Source organism: Mesorhizobium australafricanum, assembly GCF_033977265.1.
Taxonomy (GTDB): Bacteria; Pseudomonadota; Alphaproteobacteria; order Rhizobiales; family Rhizobiaceae; genus Mesorhizobium; species Mesorhizobium australafricanum.
In genome coordinates, this window is sequence record NZ_JAVIIT010000015.1 from 1 (window position 1) to 15,068 (window position 15,068).

At 65.1% G+C, this 15,068-nt stretch carries 16 protein-coding genes and 1 tRNA gene; 9 read left to right on the plus strand and 8 right to left on the minus strand.

The window, feature by feature from the left end; all coding sequences use genetic code 11:
* Positions 1 to 173: 173 nt before the first annotated feature.
* From yidC to rpmH, 3 genes are read right to left on the minus strand one after another with little or no spacing between them, the layout of a single operon-like run.
* Positions 174 to 1,991, minus strand: a complete 1,818-nt coding sequence (yidC, locus tag RFM98_RS24165) for a membrane protein insertase YidC (protein ID WP_320311154.1) — start codon at positions 1,989 to 1,991, stop codon at positions 174 to 176.
* 14 nt (positions 1,992 to 2,005) lie between these two features.
* Complete coding sequence (gene rnpA, locus RFM98_RS24170) at positions 2,006 to 2,359, minus strand: ribonuclease P protein component (protein ID WP_320216314.1); 354 nt, start codon at positions 2,357 to 2,359, stop codon at positions 2,006 to 2,008.
* 16 nt (positions 2,360 to 2,375) lie between these two features.
* Positions 2,376 to 2,510: a 50S ribosomal protein L34 gene (gene rpmH, locus RFM98_RS24175; RefSeq protein ID WP_008833937.1), complete on the minus strand. Its 135-nt coding sequence runs from the start codon at positions 2,508 to 2,510 to the stop codon at positions 2,376 to 2,378.
* A gap of 254 nt (positions 2,511 to 2,764) precedes the next feature.
* Here rpmH and RFM98_RS24180 point away from each other — a divergent pair, with 254 nt between their 5' ends.
* The 5 genes from RFM98_RS24180 to RFM98_RS24200 all read left to right on the plus strand — a co-directional run bounded on the left by RFM98_RS24180 (position 2,765) and on the right by RFM98_RS24200 (position 6,265).
* Positions 2,765 to 4,258, plus strand: coding sequence for an ATP-binding protein (locus RFM98_RS24180; RefSeq protein WP_320311155.1), 1,494 nt, complete (start codon positions 2,765 to 2,767; stop codon positions 4,256 to 4,258).
* A 188-nt stretch (positions 4,259 to 4,446) separates the two neighbouring features.
* Positions 4,447 to 4,523: transfer RNA gene (locus RFM98_RS24185), tRNA-Arg, on the plus strand.
* A gap of 15 nt (positions 4,524 to 4,538) precedes the next feature.
* On the plus strand, positions 4,539 to 5,084 hold the full coding sequence (locus tag RFM98_RS24190; RefSeq protein ID WP_320311156.1) for a GNAT family N-acetyltransferase: 546 nt from the start codon (positions 4,539 to 4,541) through the stop codon (positions 5,082 to 5,084).
* A 209-nt stretch (positions 5,085 to 5,293) separates the two neighbouring features.
* Positions 5,294 to 5,548 (plus strand): SDR family oxidoreductase, encoded by a 255-nt coding sequence (locus tag RFM98_RS24195; protein WP_320311157.1) that lies wholly within the window; start codon positions 5,294 to 5,296, stop codon positions 5,546 to 5,548.
* Between the two features lie 186 nt (positions 5,549 to 5,734).
* On the plus strand, positions 5,735 to 6,265 hold the full coding sequence (locus RFM98_RS24200) for a dihydrofolate reductase family protein (RefSeq protein WP_320311158.1): 531 nt from the start codon (positions 5,735 to 5,737) through the stop codon (positions 6,263 to 6,265).
* Between the two features lie 60 nt (positions 6,266 to 6,325).
* On the opposite strand, the gene RFM98_RS24205 is transcribed toward RFM98_RS24200, so the two are convergent.
* Positions 6,326 to 7,513 carry an MFS transporter gene (locus tag RFM98_RS24205; RefSeq protein ID WP_320311159.1) on the minus strand — a complete coding sequence of 396 codons (1,188 nt, stop codon included), beginning with the start codon at positions 7,511 to 7,513 and terminating at the stop codon, positions 6,326 to 6,328.
* Positions 7,514 to 7,516: 3 nt separating this feature from the next.
* A complete protein-coding gene (locus RFM98_RS24210) occupies positions 7,517 to 8,914 on the minus strand; it encodes an FAD-binding oxidoreductase (protein WP_320311160.1) in 1,398 nt (465 codons plus the stop codon).
* A gap of 131 nt (positions 8,915 to 9,045) precedes the next feature.
* Here RFM98_RS24210 and RFM98_RS24215 point away from each other — a divergent pair, with 131 nt between their 5' ends.
* The gene (locus RFM98_RS24215) at positions 9,046 to 9,924 is read left to right on the plus strand and encodes a LysR substrate-binding domain-containing protein (protein ID WP_320311161.1); all 879 of its coding nucleotides are present in this window, start codon (positions 9,046 to 9,048) and stop codon (positions 9,922 to 9,924) included.
* A 36-nt stretch (positions 9,925 to 9,960) separates the two neighbouring features.
* Here RFM98_RS24215 and RFM98_RS24220 read toward each other — a convergent pair whose 3' ends face one another.
* Complete coding sequence (locus RFM98_RS24220; RefSeq protein WP_320217476.1) at positions 9,961 to 10,161, minus strand: hypothetical protein; 201 nt, start codon at positions 10,159 to 10,161, stop codon at positions 9,961 to 9,963.
* Positions 10,162 to 10,306: 145 nt separating this feature from the next.
* Here RFM98_RS24220 and RFM98_RS24225 point away from each other — a divergent pair, with 145 nt between their 5' ends.
* Genes RFM98_RS24225 through RFM98_RS24235 form a run of 3 tightly spaced genes read left to right on the plus strand, consistent with a single transcriptional unit; the run spans position 10,307 to position 12,960 of the window.
* A complete protein-coding gene (locus RFM98_RS24225; RefSeq protein ID WP_320311162.1) occupies positions 10,307 to 11,056 on the plus strand; it encodes an NUDIX hydrolase in 750 nt (249 codons plus the stop codon).
* A 13-nt stretch (positions 11,057 to 11,069) separates the two neighbouring features.
* The gene (locus RFM98_RS24230) at positions 11,070 to 12,053 is read left to right on the plus strand and encodes an SPFH domain-containing protein (RefSeq protein ID WP_320311163.1); all 984 of its coding nucleotides are present in this window, start codon (positions 11,070 to 11,072) and stop codon (positions 12,051 to 12,053) included.
* A 10-nt stretch (positions 12,054 to 12,063) separates the two neighbouring features.
* Complete coding sequence (locus RFM98_RS24235; protein WP_320311164.1) at positions 12,064 to 12,960, plus strand: NAD(+)/NADH kinase; 897 nt, start codon at positions 12,064 to 12,066, stop codon at positions 12,958 to 12,960.
* An 18-nt stretch (positions 12,961 to 12,978) separates the two neighbouring features.
* Here the strand turns inward: RFM98_RS24235 and RFM98_RS24240 are convergent, their stop codons facing one another.
* On the minus strand, positions 12,979 to 13,518 hold the full coding sequence (locus RFM98_RS24240; protein WP_320311165.1) for an NADH-quinone oxidoreductase subunit B family protein: 540 nt from the start codon (positions 13,516 to 13,518) through the stop codon (positions 12,979 to 12,981).
* A gap of 21 nt (positions 13,519 to 13,539) precedes the next feature.
* Positions 13,540 to 15,063: a hydrogenase large subunit gene (locus RFM98_RS24245; protein WP_320311266.1), complete on the minus strand. Its 1,524-nt coding sequence runs from the start codon at positions 15,061 to 15,063 to the stop codon at positions 13,540 to 13,542.
* Positions 15,064 to 15,068 lie beyond the last annotated feature (5 nt).

Here is a 15,068-nt window from a genome sequence, read left to right on the forward strand (position 1 = left end):
GATCACCCGGGACCAGCTGGTCCAACGTCACCATCTCAAGGGCGGTCTGTTCGGGGGCGGGTCGCTTCAACATGACCCAGTGAATCAAAAACCCCCGGCTAACGCCAGGGGTTTGTCAGCAGTCTGACCCCGGCCAAGGCCGGGGTTTTGGTTTGGGACTCGGGGGGTACCTTCTATTCCGCCGGCGATGGTTTCTTGCGGAACAGCGCCGCCAGATTGTCCCACAATTCGATCTTGGCGCCCTGGCGCTTCATGATCACGCCCTGCTGCAGGATCGAGAGCGTGTTGTTCCAGGCCCAGTAGATGACAAGGCCGGCCGGGAAGCTGCCCATCATGAAGGTGAAGATCACCGGCATCCAGGTGAAGATCGCTGCCTGCGTCGGGTCCGGCGGCGCCGGATTCATGCGCATCTGCAGGAACATGGTGATGCCCATGACCACCGCCCAGGCGCCCATATGCGGCAGGAAGGCGGGTGCTGCGAACGGCAGCAGGCCGAACAGGTTGAAGATCGACGTCGGATCGGGCGCGGCAAGGTCGTGGATCCAGCCGAAGAACGGCGCGTGCCGCATTTCGATGGTGATGTAGAGCACCTTGTAGAGCGAGAAGAAGACCGGGATCTGCAGCGCCACCGGCCAGCAGCCGGCCAGCGGATTGATCTTCTCGGTCTTGTAGAGCTCCATCATCGCCTGCTGCTGCTTCATCTTGTCGTCCGCGTATTTCTCGCGGATCTCGACCATCTTCGGCTGCACCTTCTTCATGTTCGCCATCGAGGCGTAGGATTTGTTGGCGAGCGGGAAGAACAGGGCCTTGACGACGACGGTGGTGGCGAGGATCGCCAGCCCGAAATTGCCGAAGAACTTGTAGAGCGTGTCGATCAGCCAGAACATCGGCTTGGTGATGAAATAGAACCAGCCCCAGTCGATCAAGAGGTCGAACCGCTTGATGTGGCGGTCCTGCGCATAGGCATTGATTTTGGCGACTTCCTTGGCGCCGGCGAACACTTCGGTTTCGACGGTCGCCGACTGGCCGGCCTCGATGTTGATCGGGTCGGTCAGGAAATCTGATTGATAACGATGGCGCCCGTCCTCGAAATAGGCGTAGCGCGGCTGGAAGGGCTGCTTCTCGGTCGGCACCAGCGTCACGGCCCAGTATTTGTCGGTGATGCCGAGCCAGCCGTCGGTCGACTTGCCGGGCTTGACTTCCTTGTCCTTTTCGATGGCCGCGTATTTATACTCCGCCAGCCCCTCGGTGCCGGTAACGCCGATCAGGCCTTCATGCAGCACATAGGTGCTGGCGACCGCCGGCTTGTCGTAGCGCGTGACGCGCCCGTAGTTGAACAGGCTGACGGCGGCGCTTCCCGAATTCTGCACCGTGTCGGAAACGGTGAACATGTAATCATTGTCGACCGAGATGGTGCGCTTGAAGGTCAGGCCCTTGTCGTTGGTGTAGGTCAGCGTCACCGGCGTCGACGGGGTCAAAGTCGGATTGCCTTCGACGCTCCACAGCGTGTCCGAGCTTGGTACCGCGCCCGTCTTGTCGGTGCCGACGAAACCGATCTCGGCGAAATAGCCGGTGGGCAGCGCCTGGGGGTTGAGAAGCTGGATCTCTGGCGAGTTCTTGTCGACCGTCTCGGTATAGTGCTTGAGCTTCAGGTCGTCGAGGCGCGCGCCGGTCAGGTTGATCGAGCCTTCGAGGCTCGGCGTATCGATCTTGACGCGCTTGGTCGCGGCAACAGCCTGGTCCCGGCTCTCGACAGTGACGGTCTCGCCACCCGGCGCGGTCGGAATGGCGCCAGGAGTCGGCGCCGGCGTTGCCGCCGCGCCAGGGTTGGTGCCCTGCGCTTCCTTCTTCTGCGCCTCGACGCGCTGCTGCTCGATGCGGGCCTGCTCGCGCTGCTGCTCCATCTTCGGGTTCATATAGAACACCTGCCAGAGCGTCAGGATCAGCACCGACAGCGCGATGGTGATGAAGAAATTGCGGTTGTTTTCCATCGAAAGCCCTTGGCCTATCGTGTTCCGCGCAATCGGCGGGAAAGCTCGGCCTTCAACTGGCCAAACGGTATGGCAAGCACGTCTTCACGCCCGACGATGACATAGTCATTGCCGGGCGCCATGTCATCGGCGGCATGCGTTCGCACGGCTTCCCTGAGCCGCCGCCGGACGCGGTTGCGCACCACGGCGTTGCCGACCTTCTTGGTGACGGTGTAGCCGACGCGCGGCGCAAGGTCATCGCCGCGGTCGAGAACTTCAACGAGAAAAAGCCGTCCGCGCCGTTTCTCGCCGCCGCGCACAGCCAGGAAGTCCGCGCGTTTCAGAAGCCGCCCGGGGGTGTTCCCCTTTGGCTTGCCGGTTGCGGGCAACGATCTCGTCTTTCGTTCAGGCGCTGAGCCGCTTGCGGCCGCGATTACGGCGGGCAGCAACGACGCCACGGCCACCCTTGGTGGCCATGCGGGCACGGAAACCATGCCGGCGCTTACGGACGAGCTTGGACGGTTGGTAGGTACGCTTCATTTGTTTTAATACCGCGGGGTGCGGCCCTTCTTGATTCTGTCACTCTGTAACAGGAGCTTTGCCGGGCCGGCTTAGGCGCGATCGAAACCGCGCCGGGACGAATGGCCCGAGCGTGAGCGGGCTTATAGAAAGAAGGTTTTTGGAAGTCAATCCGCCCCGGCCACGAGGTATCTTTTCACGGGCGACAATGAAATTGGCAAAAATGCCGCAAATCGCATAATCTCGGCCGATCAAGGCTTTGTGAATGCGCGTCAATGACGAGTGAAACTCTGTCCACCAACGAGAAGGCAACGCCTGAGGCCGCGAATTCGACGCGCCGGGTACCGCTGTCGCGTGGCCTGTCGACCAAGCTCCTCCTGCTCACCATCGCCTTCGTGCTCTTGGCTGAAATCCTGATCTTCCTGCCCTGGATCGCCAGCTACCGGGTCAATTGGCTGAAGGAGCGGCTGAGCACCGCCGCCGCCGTCTCGATCGTGCTGTTGCAGGGCGAGCCCAACTCGCTGTCGCACAACGCCCAGAACGACGTGCTGATGGCGATCGGCGCCAAGGCGATCGCGGTGCGCGACGGCGGGGTCTCGCGGCTGCTCGTCGTTTCCGACATGCCGCCGCAGGTCGACGAGCATATCGACATCACCAATGTCGGCCTGGTCAACGGCATGACCGGCGCGCTCGACACGCTGTTCTTCGGCGGCAAGCGCATGCTGCGCGTCTTCGGCCCGGTCGGCGACAGCGACAAGGAATTCGAGCTGATCATGCCGGATTACCGTCTGCGCGACGCCATGCTCAGATACTCGCGCAACGTCGCCGTCGTGTCGCTGCTCATCTCGCTGTTCACCGCCATGCTGGTCTATGCGGCGATCGACCTGATCATGATCGGGCCGATCCGCACCATGACGCGCTCGATCCTGTCCTTCTCCGAGGCGCCCGACGATCCCGGCCGCATCATCTCTCCGACCGAGCGCTCCGACGAGATCGGCGTGGCCGAGCGCGAACTGGCGCAGATGCAGGACCGGCTGCAGAAGATGCTGTCGGAGCAGAAGCACCTCGCCGATCTGGGCCTCGCCGTGTCGAAGATCAACCACGACATGCGCAACATCCTGGCGTCCGCGCAGCTGATGTCGGACCGCCTGCGCCAGGTGAAGGACCCGACCGTGCAGTCCTTCGCGCCGAAACTTCTGCGTGCGCTCGACCGCGCCGTCTCCTATTCCGAAGGCGTGCTTCACTATGGCCGCACGCAGGAGCCGGCGCCGTCACGCCGGCGTCTCCGGCTGCGCCAGCTGGTCGACGACGTGCACGGCCTGCTCGATATCGAGGAAGGCATCGAGTTTATCAACGCCGTCGAGCTCGCTTTCGAGGTCGACGCGGATTCCGACCATCTTTTCCGCGTGCTCACCAATCTCTGCCGCAACGCGGTGCAGGCGATGGCCGCCGACACGGAGAGCGCGGTGGTGCGCCGGCTGGCGGTCGCGGCCGAGCGCCATGGCAGCGTCAGCCGCATCACCGTCACCGACACCGGCCCCGGCCTGCCGCCCAAGGCGCGCGAGAACCTGTTCGCCGCCTTCCGCGGCTCGGCGCGCAGCGGCGGCACCGGCCTCGGCCTGGCGATCGCGCATGAATTGATCCGCGCCCATGGCGGCACGGTCGAGCTCGTCGAATCGATCGGCGGCCGCACCATCTTCGCCGTCACCATCCCCGACCAGCCGGTGCGGCTCGATCAAGCGCGCGGAAGCTTGCGCAGACCTGCTTGACGCCACGACCTCTGGCTGAGCCGCTTGTCGGTAGCGGCGCGCCTTGATCAAAGCCGGCAAAAACACCTGCGACAAAACTTTTGCCGGATTGGCTTGCTTTTCGCAAATTCAGTCGTTAGGGAACACTCCACATCGCGGCCGGCCGTCTCGACCGGATCGCGGGGCTTGTGTCACACACGGCCTGTTGCGCGCCCGTAGCTCAGCTGGATAGAGCACCAGACTACGAATCTGGGGGTCAGGAGTTCGAATCTCTTCGGGCGCGCCATTTCGGTACAGAACCATGAACGCCGAACCCGCCGATACTACGCTCGAAGCGGCCACATCCAAGCCGGCCTTTCGTATGCTATCCGGCAAAGAGGTCGTCGAAAAAATCCCAAGAACCATGCAGATCAGTTTTCGCCTTTTCACGGTCGATGACCTCCCCGAATTTCGCGCGTGGTTTGCGGATGCGGAGCTATCGCGCCGCCTGTCCTTTCCGACCGATGAATGGTTCGCCTATGTGACGGCAGGGGGTGCGGCGCGCAGTTGGGTAGCGCTCGATGCCGACCGGATGATTGCCCAGGTGCAGGTCGATCGGGAGGATGCGGAGCGCGGCTATCTTGATCTTGCTATGCGCCCCCATCTCCGGGGCCGTGGGCTCGGGGCCGCAGTGCTTGCCGCGTTCCTCTCAGGGCCGGGACGCGCCTACCCGATCCTGGAGGGGCGCATAGAGCCGGACAACGCCGCCAGCCTCGCATGCTGCCGGCGATGCGGGTTTGTGATCTTGCCGGAGCCCGATGCTGACGGCTTCATGCAAGCAGTCTACCGATCGTCGCAGACATCCTGAAGCTTGCGACGTCAGGCGCCGAAGCCTCGGCTTTCACCTTCGGTTGAGTTCGGCGGCTTCGCTCATCGTTCCATAAGCTTTTGCATGAGGTTGACAGAACTGGCGCACCCTGTGGCGATGAGTTCATCGGATCGACCGCGCTGCCTACCCCCGGTGGTGAAACGACGGAGCACACCGCGTTTCGCAGCGCAAGGTCCCGCGGGTCGCCGGTGAGCGCTGTTCCCCATCTGGCTGGTCACGTACGCGTAGCCGATGCCGGTCTTCGGATCGGCAAATGCATCATCGAAACGCCAATGTTGGAATCGCAACCAGAAGCCATGGCGGACCTCATGAAGGAAGTTCCAATGGCTCGCCTCGGCAAGGCAGGGGAAATTGCTGACGCCGTACTTTGGCTCTGCAGCGATTATTCCAGCTTCGTCGTCGGGCATGCACTGCCTGTCGATGGTGGTTACACGGTTCGATAACGGGAGCGGCATGGAAATCCACGCTTCGACCGAGCCTCGCTCGACAGCCAGGCGTCGGAGAGCCAGAGTGCTCGGCGGTTATGCGTCCTCCAGAAATCAATTGCGAAACAAAATCAGCGGATCTAGCTTGAAACCGATTGCATAACGCAATCAGATTCGCGCGGATAATCATGTAAAGGAACGGGTATGGCCAAGCTCGTCTTCGGAATGAACCAGTCGTTGGACGGCTACGTCGATCACATGGCGTTCGGGCCAAGCCCCACGCTCTTCCGCCATTTCATCGAGGAGGCCGAGCGACAGGCCGGCAGCATCTATGGTCGCCGCATGTATGAGATCATGCGCTACTGGGATGACGAGCATCCTGAATGGGATGCCGAGCGGCTTGCCTACGCGGCGGCGTGGCGGAACCAACCGAAATGGGTCGTTTCGCGTTCGTTGCAGTCGGTCGGCCCCAACGCTACGCTTGTCGAGGGCGATCTCGAGGGCGCTATTCGCAAGCTGAAGGCCGAGCGCGACGGCGAGATCGAAGTCGCCGGCCCTGACCTGGCGCGAAGCCTCACCGAACTGGGCTTGATCGATGAGTATCGAATTTACCTGCACCCTGTCGTGCTTGGTCACGGCAAGCCCTATTTCGCCGGGCCTCGGCCGCCGCTGCGCCTGATGGCTCATGATAGGATTGGCGAGGATGTGATCAGGCTGATCTACGCTCCTGCCTGATCTCGCGACGTCCTCGACGCCACCGCCCGTCGAGTGGGGAAGGAACGGCGATGGCACTGCTCAGATCGCCTGCGGTGCCGTCCGGGCTTGCACGAGCAGCCAGCGTTGGAACCCCCACAAAAGGATCGGACAGGCTAGAAGAGCCGCCGAGCCGAGGCCGAGGGCCGCGCCGGCGCCGCCGGTCCAAAGCGCAAGCCTGCCGCCGAGCCAAGGCGCGACCAGCATCGTGGCGTAGTACACCGTGTAGAAGAGCCCCATTCCCAGCGCTCGTGTCGCCGGCGCCAGCACCCGCGCCGGCAGGCTCATGATCGATCCGGCCGGAAGCCCGCAGACGAGGCCGAGCGCAACCAATGTGGGCGGCACCGGCGAGCCCCGCCACAACAGCGCAATCAGCGCAGCGAAAGCGAGGCTGCATGCGGCAAGCAGCGCATTGCGACTTCCCGCGCGGTCCGCGAGGTAGCCCCCGAGCGGAACCGAAAGGGCCGCGAGCCACAGCACGATGCTGACGGCCGAGCCGGCGGCGGCGGTCGACCAGCCGCGCTCGACCAGCATCGACGGCGCGAAACTGAAGATCATGGCGAAGCCGACATTGTAGAAGGCCCATATCAAGCCTGCCAGCAGCACGGCCCAGACGGCGGCCGGCCCAAGCCGCGCGGCTTGCGCTGAAACCGGAGCACCGGACTGGCCTGGCGGCCGATAGAAAAGCCCCACCAGTGCCAGGGCTGCGCCGATATGCGCCATGACCGCGATCTGCGCGCCCGCAATTCCGAACTCAGCCTGGATCAGCGGCAGCGCAACGAGCGTCAGGGCGATGCCCAGCGGCCATGAGTTGATGAATATCGCCATCGCCGTGGCGATCTGCCGACCGGCGAACCAGTCTACCATCATCTTGGTCATAAGCACATTCAGCAGCACGCCGCCTATGCCGGCGATCAGCCGGCCTGCGATCTGCACGCTCCATGAAGTCGAGACGCAAAGCAGCGCCTCGCCCGCCAGCATCATGACCAATCCGGCAAGCACGGTCGCCTTGTCGCCAAAGCGCCGTCCGATCGCACCGCCCGGAAGCGCCAGCGCGATGCCCGGCGCGAAATAGAGGCCTATCAGCACGCCTATATCGGCGAGATTGGCGTTCAGCGTCTTGCCCAGCTCCGGCGCGACCGCCGCAACGCTCTGGAATTGCACCGCCATCGCGGCGCGGGCGATGAAGAGCACAGCAAGGATCGTCCAGCGACTGCGCACGGGACCCACGAATTATCCAGGCCTGATATTCTGGTTCAATCGGAAGAAATTGGTCGGGTCGTATTGCTTCTTGACGGCGGCGAGGCGCGCATAATTGGCGCCGTAGGCATCACGCACGCGCTCGTCGCCCTCATCACCGAGATTGTTGGCATAGACGCCGCCGGTCGAGAACGGTCTGACAGCACTCCACAGGTGCCGCGCCCAGCTTATGTTTGCCTCGTCATCGGCCGGATCGTCCCAGATGGCGATCGGGAAGCAGTCGAGGGCCGCATCGCGGTTGGCGTAGGGCGAGTGCGACGCTGGCACGCGAGCGATCGCGCCGCCGACCTGCTGGAAAACCAGCAGGGAGGAGCGATTGGGAGCCCTCGCGTAAGCGTCGAGCAGCGCCTCGATCGCGCCATCGTTGATCTCGCGCATGAACTGCGCTTTCCAGTAATAGCGTCGCCCGCGTGGAAAGAGGCTGTCGCCCGCCGATTGGATCTGAAGATAGGGAATGGCCTGAAGGCGACTGTCGATGGGGGATCCGAATTTCATCAGCGGCGCAATGACGGGTTCGCCCGCTTCGGGTGGCCCGGCATAGCAGGCCGAGATGCTGAAGGCACGCTCGCCGGAGGGCAGCGTGACGAGCGCGGCATCGACGCTCACCTCATCCGGGGCGTCGCGGGAGAATTTGTCGTAAAACCGCATGGCCTCGTGCGCATCATTGTAGGCGTGCAGCACCGAGCCCACGAGAAGCGACGGGCCGATCGGGTGCAGCCGGTATTCGAACGCCGTCACGATGCCGAAATTGCCGCCGCCGCCATGCAAGGCCCAGAACAGGTCGGGATGCTCGCTGGCGCTTGTACGCAACAGCCGTCCCTCGGCGGTGACGATTTCAGCCGCGATCAGATTATCGCAGCTCAGCCCGTGCTTTCGCCCGAGCTTGCCGAAGCCGCCACCCAGCGTCAGGCCGGCAATACCGGTGTCGCCGTTGACGCCCATGGTCGTTGCGAGGCCGTGCGCCTGCGTGGCGGCGTCGAACTCGCCGAGAGTCAGGCCGGCCTCGGCCCTGGCGACGCGTCGCTCGGGATCGACGACGATCTCCTTCATGCGGGATAGATCGATCACCATCCCGTCGTCGCAGACCGAGAGGCCGGCGACGTTATGGCCGCCGCTGCGAACGGCAACGAGACAGCCTTGTGACCTGGCATAGGTCACGGCACGGACGACGTCATCGCGATTGGCGCAAAAGACGATTGCGGCCGGACGTTTGTCGATCGCCCCGTTCCAGACCGCGCGTGCCCGGTCGTAGCCGGCGTCCGTCGGCAAGACCACTTCGCCCCGCAAGCCCTGCCGGAGCTGTTCGATCGCGGTGGTCGAGGAATGGGATCGGCCCGATGGCCTGTCGGTCTGTCGTGGAAGCTCCATCATTGTCGTCCTCGGTTCCGGCAGGACTACGGTCTCACAGGGCCCGGCCTTCCGCAAAAGGGAAATTCTTAGGTACTGGATGAGCGGAATTCATCTACACTGCCGGCATGAGGAACAGTCCGCCGCTCCGCGCCTTGCACGCCTTCGAGGCCGCCGCCCGGCACGGCAGCTTCAAGGCCGCGGCGGCGGAGCTAGGCGTGACACCGACGGCGATCAGCCACCAGGTCCGCCTGCTGGAAGAGATATGTGGTCGCAAGCTGTTCCAGCGCCGGCCGCGCCCGCTCGTGCTGACGAGTGCGGGAGCGCGGCTGTTCCCGATCGTCCGCAACGGCTTCGATCTTCTCGCCGGTTCCCTTGCCGCGGTCGCCGAGCCGGATGTCCAAGCGCCATTGCGGGTGACAAGTCCGAACGCGTTTGCCAGCCGATGGCTGGTGCCTCGCTTGCCGAAATGGCGAGAGGCCAACCCGGCCGCGCCGCTGGAGATCATCGGGACGGATGCGCTGCTCGATCTGCGTGCCGGCGCCGCGGACGTGGCGATCCGCTACACGCGGCGCCCGCCTTCGGGCTTTGCCGGGCAAGAGCTGTGCCGCGATTCCTTCTTTCCCATTTGCAGTCCAGGGTTGCTGGCCGGCGATGGGCGGTCGATCGAGCGCGCCGCGGATCTCCTGCGCTATCCGTTGATCCATTTCGACTGGATGAACCGGGATCCGGACGCTCCCACCTGGCACCGATGGCTGGCGACGGCCCGTTCAATCGATCCCGACCTGATCCCGGACAAAGCCTGGGATCTGAGCTTCCGCGAGGAGCTGCATGCGATCGATGCGGTCGCCGCCGGGCAAGGCGTTGCGATCCTGAGCGACGTCGTGGTCGGCCGTGAGCTGGAAAACGGCTCGCTCGTCAAGGCGCATCCATTGTCCCTGCCGGGCTATAGCTTTTATGTCCTGTGGATGCATCACAGCCCGCGGTCGGCGGTGATGGAGTCCTTCCTGGCGTGGATGAGAACCGTATTGTGAGATTGTCGGCCTGTCGCCGCGCCTTGCGACACTGGCTCAGTAACCGGAAGTCTCCTCGGTTGCTCCGCCAAGCAGCCTGACATTGAGCCGGCCGCCGGTGAACAGCATGTCGTCCAAAGCCTCGGCGAGATCCCTGGAGGTCACGGCCTCTCCGTCGCCCTGCATGATGCTGGTTTGCGCGGCGCGGCGCATGAGCTCCTTGATGAAGGCTGCGCTGACACCCTTCGTGCGCGCCACCGCCTTGCAGGCGGTTTTGCACGCCGAGGACTGTGCTGCGCCGTCTGGGGTCTCGTTCGCCGCGTCCTTCCTTTCTAATGTCTATGTGTTGACATATATGCAAAGCACTTATATGTATATCGCATATTAGGTACGGGATGCACCAATGAACGAGACCGATTTCCTCAAAGAATACGACCCCGGTGCGTTCCGGCGCCCCTCGGTCGCAGTGGACCTTGTCCTGCTGGGCATCCGCGACGGTCGTCCGTCCGTGTTGCTGGTCAAGCGCGACCAGCTTCCGCATGCCGGCCGCTGGGCGCTGCCGGGCGGCTTCGTCGGCATCGACGAGTCCCTCGATGCAGCCGCCGCGCGGGTGCTGCGCGAGAAGGCCGGCATGGCTCATGCGCATCTCGAACAGCTCTACACCTTTGGCGCGGTGGACCGCGATCCGCGCATGCGCATCATCAGCGTCGCCTACCTGGCGCTGCTCACCGAGCAAGCCTTCGATGCAGCGCTCAGCGCAATGCCGGCGCTGCTGCCGGCCGCGATCCAGGTGCCCTGGGCCGGGGAGGCCGGCGGCCCGGTCGACGTGCTCTCCCCGGACAAGGAAGAGCTGACGCTCGCCTTCGACCACGCCGCCATCCTGGCGATGGCGATGCTCAGGTTGCGCGGCAAGCTCGACTATTCCGATGTCGCCTTCGCGCTGCTGCCCGAGCTCTTCACATTGCGGCAGCTGCAGGATGTGCACGAGGCGGTCCTGGGTGCTGCGCTCAACAAGCCGGCCTTCCGCCGGCGCCAGCTCGACAAAGGCTGGCTGACGGCCACCGGCGCCTATGAATCGGGCGCCGCTTTCCGCCCGGCAGAACTCTATCGTTTTCAACGTTCCCGTGACTTTCCAGCATCCCATACCGATTGAGGGAGAAACCATCATGGCCACTATCCGCAGTTTCGGCTTCATCGCCCAGCTTCGCAGCGAGGCAAGCAGCCACGTCATCCGCTACCGCAACGGCCGTGCAACGCAGAGCGGCCGCGGCCTGGTCTTCTGGTTCGTGCCCGAGACCGCCAGCATTGCCGAACTGCCGATGGACGACCGCGAGATGACGCTGTTCGTCAAGGGCCGCAGCCAGGATTTCCAGACCGTTGCCGTGCAGGGCACCATCGGCTGGCATGTCGTCGACCCAGCGCGGCTCGCCGAACGTGTCGATTTCAGCATCGATCTCAGGAACGGCAAATTGCGTGGCGAGCCGATCGAAAAGATCCAGACACGCATCGCCGGTATCGCCAACCAGGCGGTCCAGCAATATCTCGGCCAAGCGCCGGTGCGGACGCTGCTCGACGCCGGCCCGGCGCCGTTGCGCGAGCGGCTGCAGGCGGTGGTCGCGGCCGACCCGGCGCTCACCGACATCGGCGTCGCCGCCGTCGCGGTCAGGCTCACCAACCTGACGCCGACCAGCGAGCTCGAGCGGGCGCTGCAGACACCGACCTTCGAGGCCCTGCAGCAGAAGGCCGACGAGGCGACCTTCCAGCGTCGGGCTTTAGCCGTCGAGAAGGAGCGCGCCATCGCCGAGAACGAGCTGGCGAACAAGACCGAACTGGCGCGGCGCGAGAAGCTGCTCATCGCCGAAGAGGTCGAGAACGTCCGCAACCGTGCCAGCGGCGCGGCCGAAGCGCAGCAGATCGAGGCAGGCGCCGAGGCCGAGCGCATCCGCACCGTCGAGGGCGCCAGGGCGGAGACCGAAAGGCAGCATATCGCCATCTACCGCGACCTGCCGCCCGCGATTCTGCTCGGCCTTGCCGCCCAGCAACTTGCCGGCAAGCTGGACAAGATCGACCATGTCAACGTGACGCCCGACCTGCTAGCCGCCGTGCTCGGTGAGTTCCGCAAGGGCCCGGCGGTGATCGAGGCGCGCTGAGGGACCGGACATGGCCGCGAACCGACCCCGTGCGGTCTTCGTGACGCGTGAGACCGACTACGAGCTTCTGATCGCGCATCACGCGACGCGCGGTCAGGCCCGCTTCTTCCTCGAGACGCGCGGCCAGCGGCTGGAAGACGTCGAGGCCCGGCACGACCGCTTCCACGCCGCCCTCGGCACTGCCCGCGCCGCGGTGCCGGCCGACTGGCGCCAAACCCTGGTGACGCGCGCCGACCTCAACCGCTTCCTGTTCGCGCCCGACGATGTCGTTGTCGCAGTCGGGCAGGACGGTCTGGTCGCCAACGTCGCCAAATATCTGAACGGCCAGCCGGTGCTCGGCGTCAATCCGGCGCCGGATCTCTATGACGGCGTCCTGGTGCGGATCGGCGTCGGCAGGCTGGCCAGGCTGCTTGTCGCCAGCGGCGCCGGCGATGTCGAGATGGAATCGCGCACGATGGTCCAGGCCGAGCTGGGCGAGGGCGAGACGCTTCTCGCGCTCAACGAGATCTTCGTCGGCCACCGCAGCCACCAGTCGGCCCGTTACCGTATCGAGGCGGAAGGCGAGACGGAGGACCATTCCTCCAGCGGCCTCATCGTCGCCTCCGGAACCGGCGCGACCGGCTGGGCGCGCTCGATCATGGAAGCGACGCATCTGGAGCTGTCGCTCGGCCGCGAAGAGCATGCCGTTGGCTTCTGGGTGCGCGAGCCCTTCCCGAGCGTCGCCACCGCCACGAAACTGCGGGCGGGAAAAATCACCGGGAAGCCGCTCTTCATTACGTCGCGCATGAATGAGGGCGGCGTCATCTTCGCCGACGGCATCGAGCAGGATTTCATCGCCTTCGACTGGGGCAGGCAGGTGCGGCTGTCGCCGGCGTCAAGGGTGCTGCGCCTTGTGGTCGATCGGTAGCGGCACGACAACGTCCTCTCAACCCTTGGAAGCGCCGGCCTTGCCGTTCGCGCCGTCGAGCAGCGCGATCAATCCCTTGAGGATCTCGATCGGCGCCGGCGGGCAGCCTGGAATGTGCAGGTCTACCGGCACCGCGTCCGACACGCCGCCGACGACAGCGTAGCTCCCGGCGAAGCAGCCGCCGTCCTTGGCGCAGTCGCCGAGCGCGACCACCCATTTCGGGTTGGGCGTCGCGTCAAAGGTCCGCTTCAGCGCCTCGCGCATGTTCTTCGTGACCGGCCCGGTGACTAAAAGCACATCGGCATGGCGCGGCGAGGCGACGAAGCGGAAGCCGAAGCGCTCGATGTCGTAGAAGGCGTTGTTGAGCGCGTGCATTTCGAGCTCGCAGCCATTGCAGGAACCGGCGTCGACCGCGCGGATCGACAGGCTCCGGCCCAGCCGCTTGCGGGCGGTCCCATCGAGCGCGCGCGCCAGCTCGTCGACCGCAGCATCGCTCACCTGCGGCGCGCGCTCGGTCAAGGGCGGGCGGATCAAGCTTTCGAATAGCAGTTTTCGCATGATGGCGTGCCTTGGCTCAGCTTAGAGATCATGGCCGGAATAGGAGCAGTTGAACGATTTGTTGCAGAGCGGGAAGTCGGCGACGATGTTGCCTTCGATCGCCGCTTCCAGGAGCGGCCATTGGAACCATGAGGGGTCGCGCAGATGGCAGCGCTCGATCAAGCCGTCCTCGCCGATACGCAGCCAGACCAGTATATCGCCGCGGAAACCCTCGACCAGCGCCATCCCCTCGCGCGGCCCGTCCGCGACATTGCCCGCAGCAGTGACCTCGACACTGATCGGGCCGGCGGGCAGGCGCGCCAATATCTGCTCGACCAGCGACAGGCCCTGCTCGACTTCGCGGACGCGGATCCAGACGCGCGCGTTGACGTCGCCCTCCTGCAGCACCGGCACATCGAAGGCGAGCTGGTCATAGGGCGCGTAGCCTGGGGTGCGGCGCGCATCGAAATCGCGGCCCGAGGCCCGCCCGACATAGCCGCCGGCGGCATATTGCAGCGCAAGCTCGACCTTGAGCCGGCCGGTCGCCACCGTGCGGTCCTGCAGCGAGGCTGTGTTGTCGTAGAGTTCCACCAGATGCGAGAAGCGCTGCCTGATCTCCGCGACCAGCGATCGGATGGCGCCGCTCCCCGCCTCGTTCAGATCGCTTGCCGTGCCGCCCGGCAGGATGCGGTCGCGCATCAGGCGATGGCCGAACGCCGCGTCGGCGGCGCGCAGCACGCGCTCGCGCAACACGCCGCAATGGGCGTGCATGATCGCGAAGGCGGCGTCGTTGCAGATGGCGCCTATGTCGCCAAGATGATTGGCGAGGCGCTCCAGTTCGGCCATCAATGCCCGCAGCCATATTGCGCGCGGCGGCGGCGTCACGCCGAGTGCCGTCTCCACCGCCCGGGCAAAGGCCAGTGAATAGGCGACCGTGCTGTCGCCACAGGTCCGGCCCGCCAGCCTGGCCGCGCGATCGAGTGACGCGCCGGCCATCAGGCCTTCAATGCCCTTGTGCACATAGCCCAGCCGCTCTTCCAGCCGCACCACCGTTTCGCCGCCGGCCGTGAAGCGGAAATGCCCCGGCTCGATGATGCCGGCATGCACCGGTCCGACCGCGACCTGGTGGAGGCTCTCGCCCTCCGCCGCCAGGAACCGGTACGAGGCGGCGGTCGCCGGTCCGCCGGGCTGCGCCGCCAGCGGATGGCTGATGCCCCATTGGCCATGGTCGAGCCAGCGGCGGGTATCGGGCAGGCCTTGCGGCGCCAGCCCGAAGAGGTCCGCCGCGGCGCGCTCCAGCCGCAAGGCCGGCGCATGGTACTGGCCGACCGACGGGTAGCGGCCGCCGCGGCAGTCCAGGCTGATCACGCCGATGTTCAGCGCGTCGTCGAGAAGCGCCATGTGCACCTTGTCCGGCTCGCCCCACAGGCCGAGCAGGCTCCAGCGGCCGTCGGCGAGCTGCTCGACGGCAAGGTTCCAGACCTTCGGGGCGACCACGGCGCGCCGCCATGGCGCGTGATGGTCTATCATGCGAGCGGCCTCGATGAGGTCGTCGAGTGCGGGCATGCTTT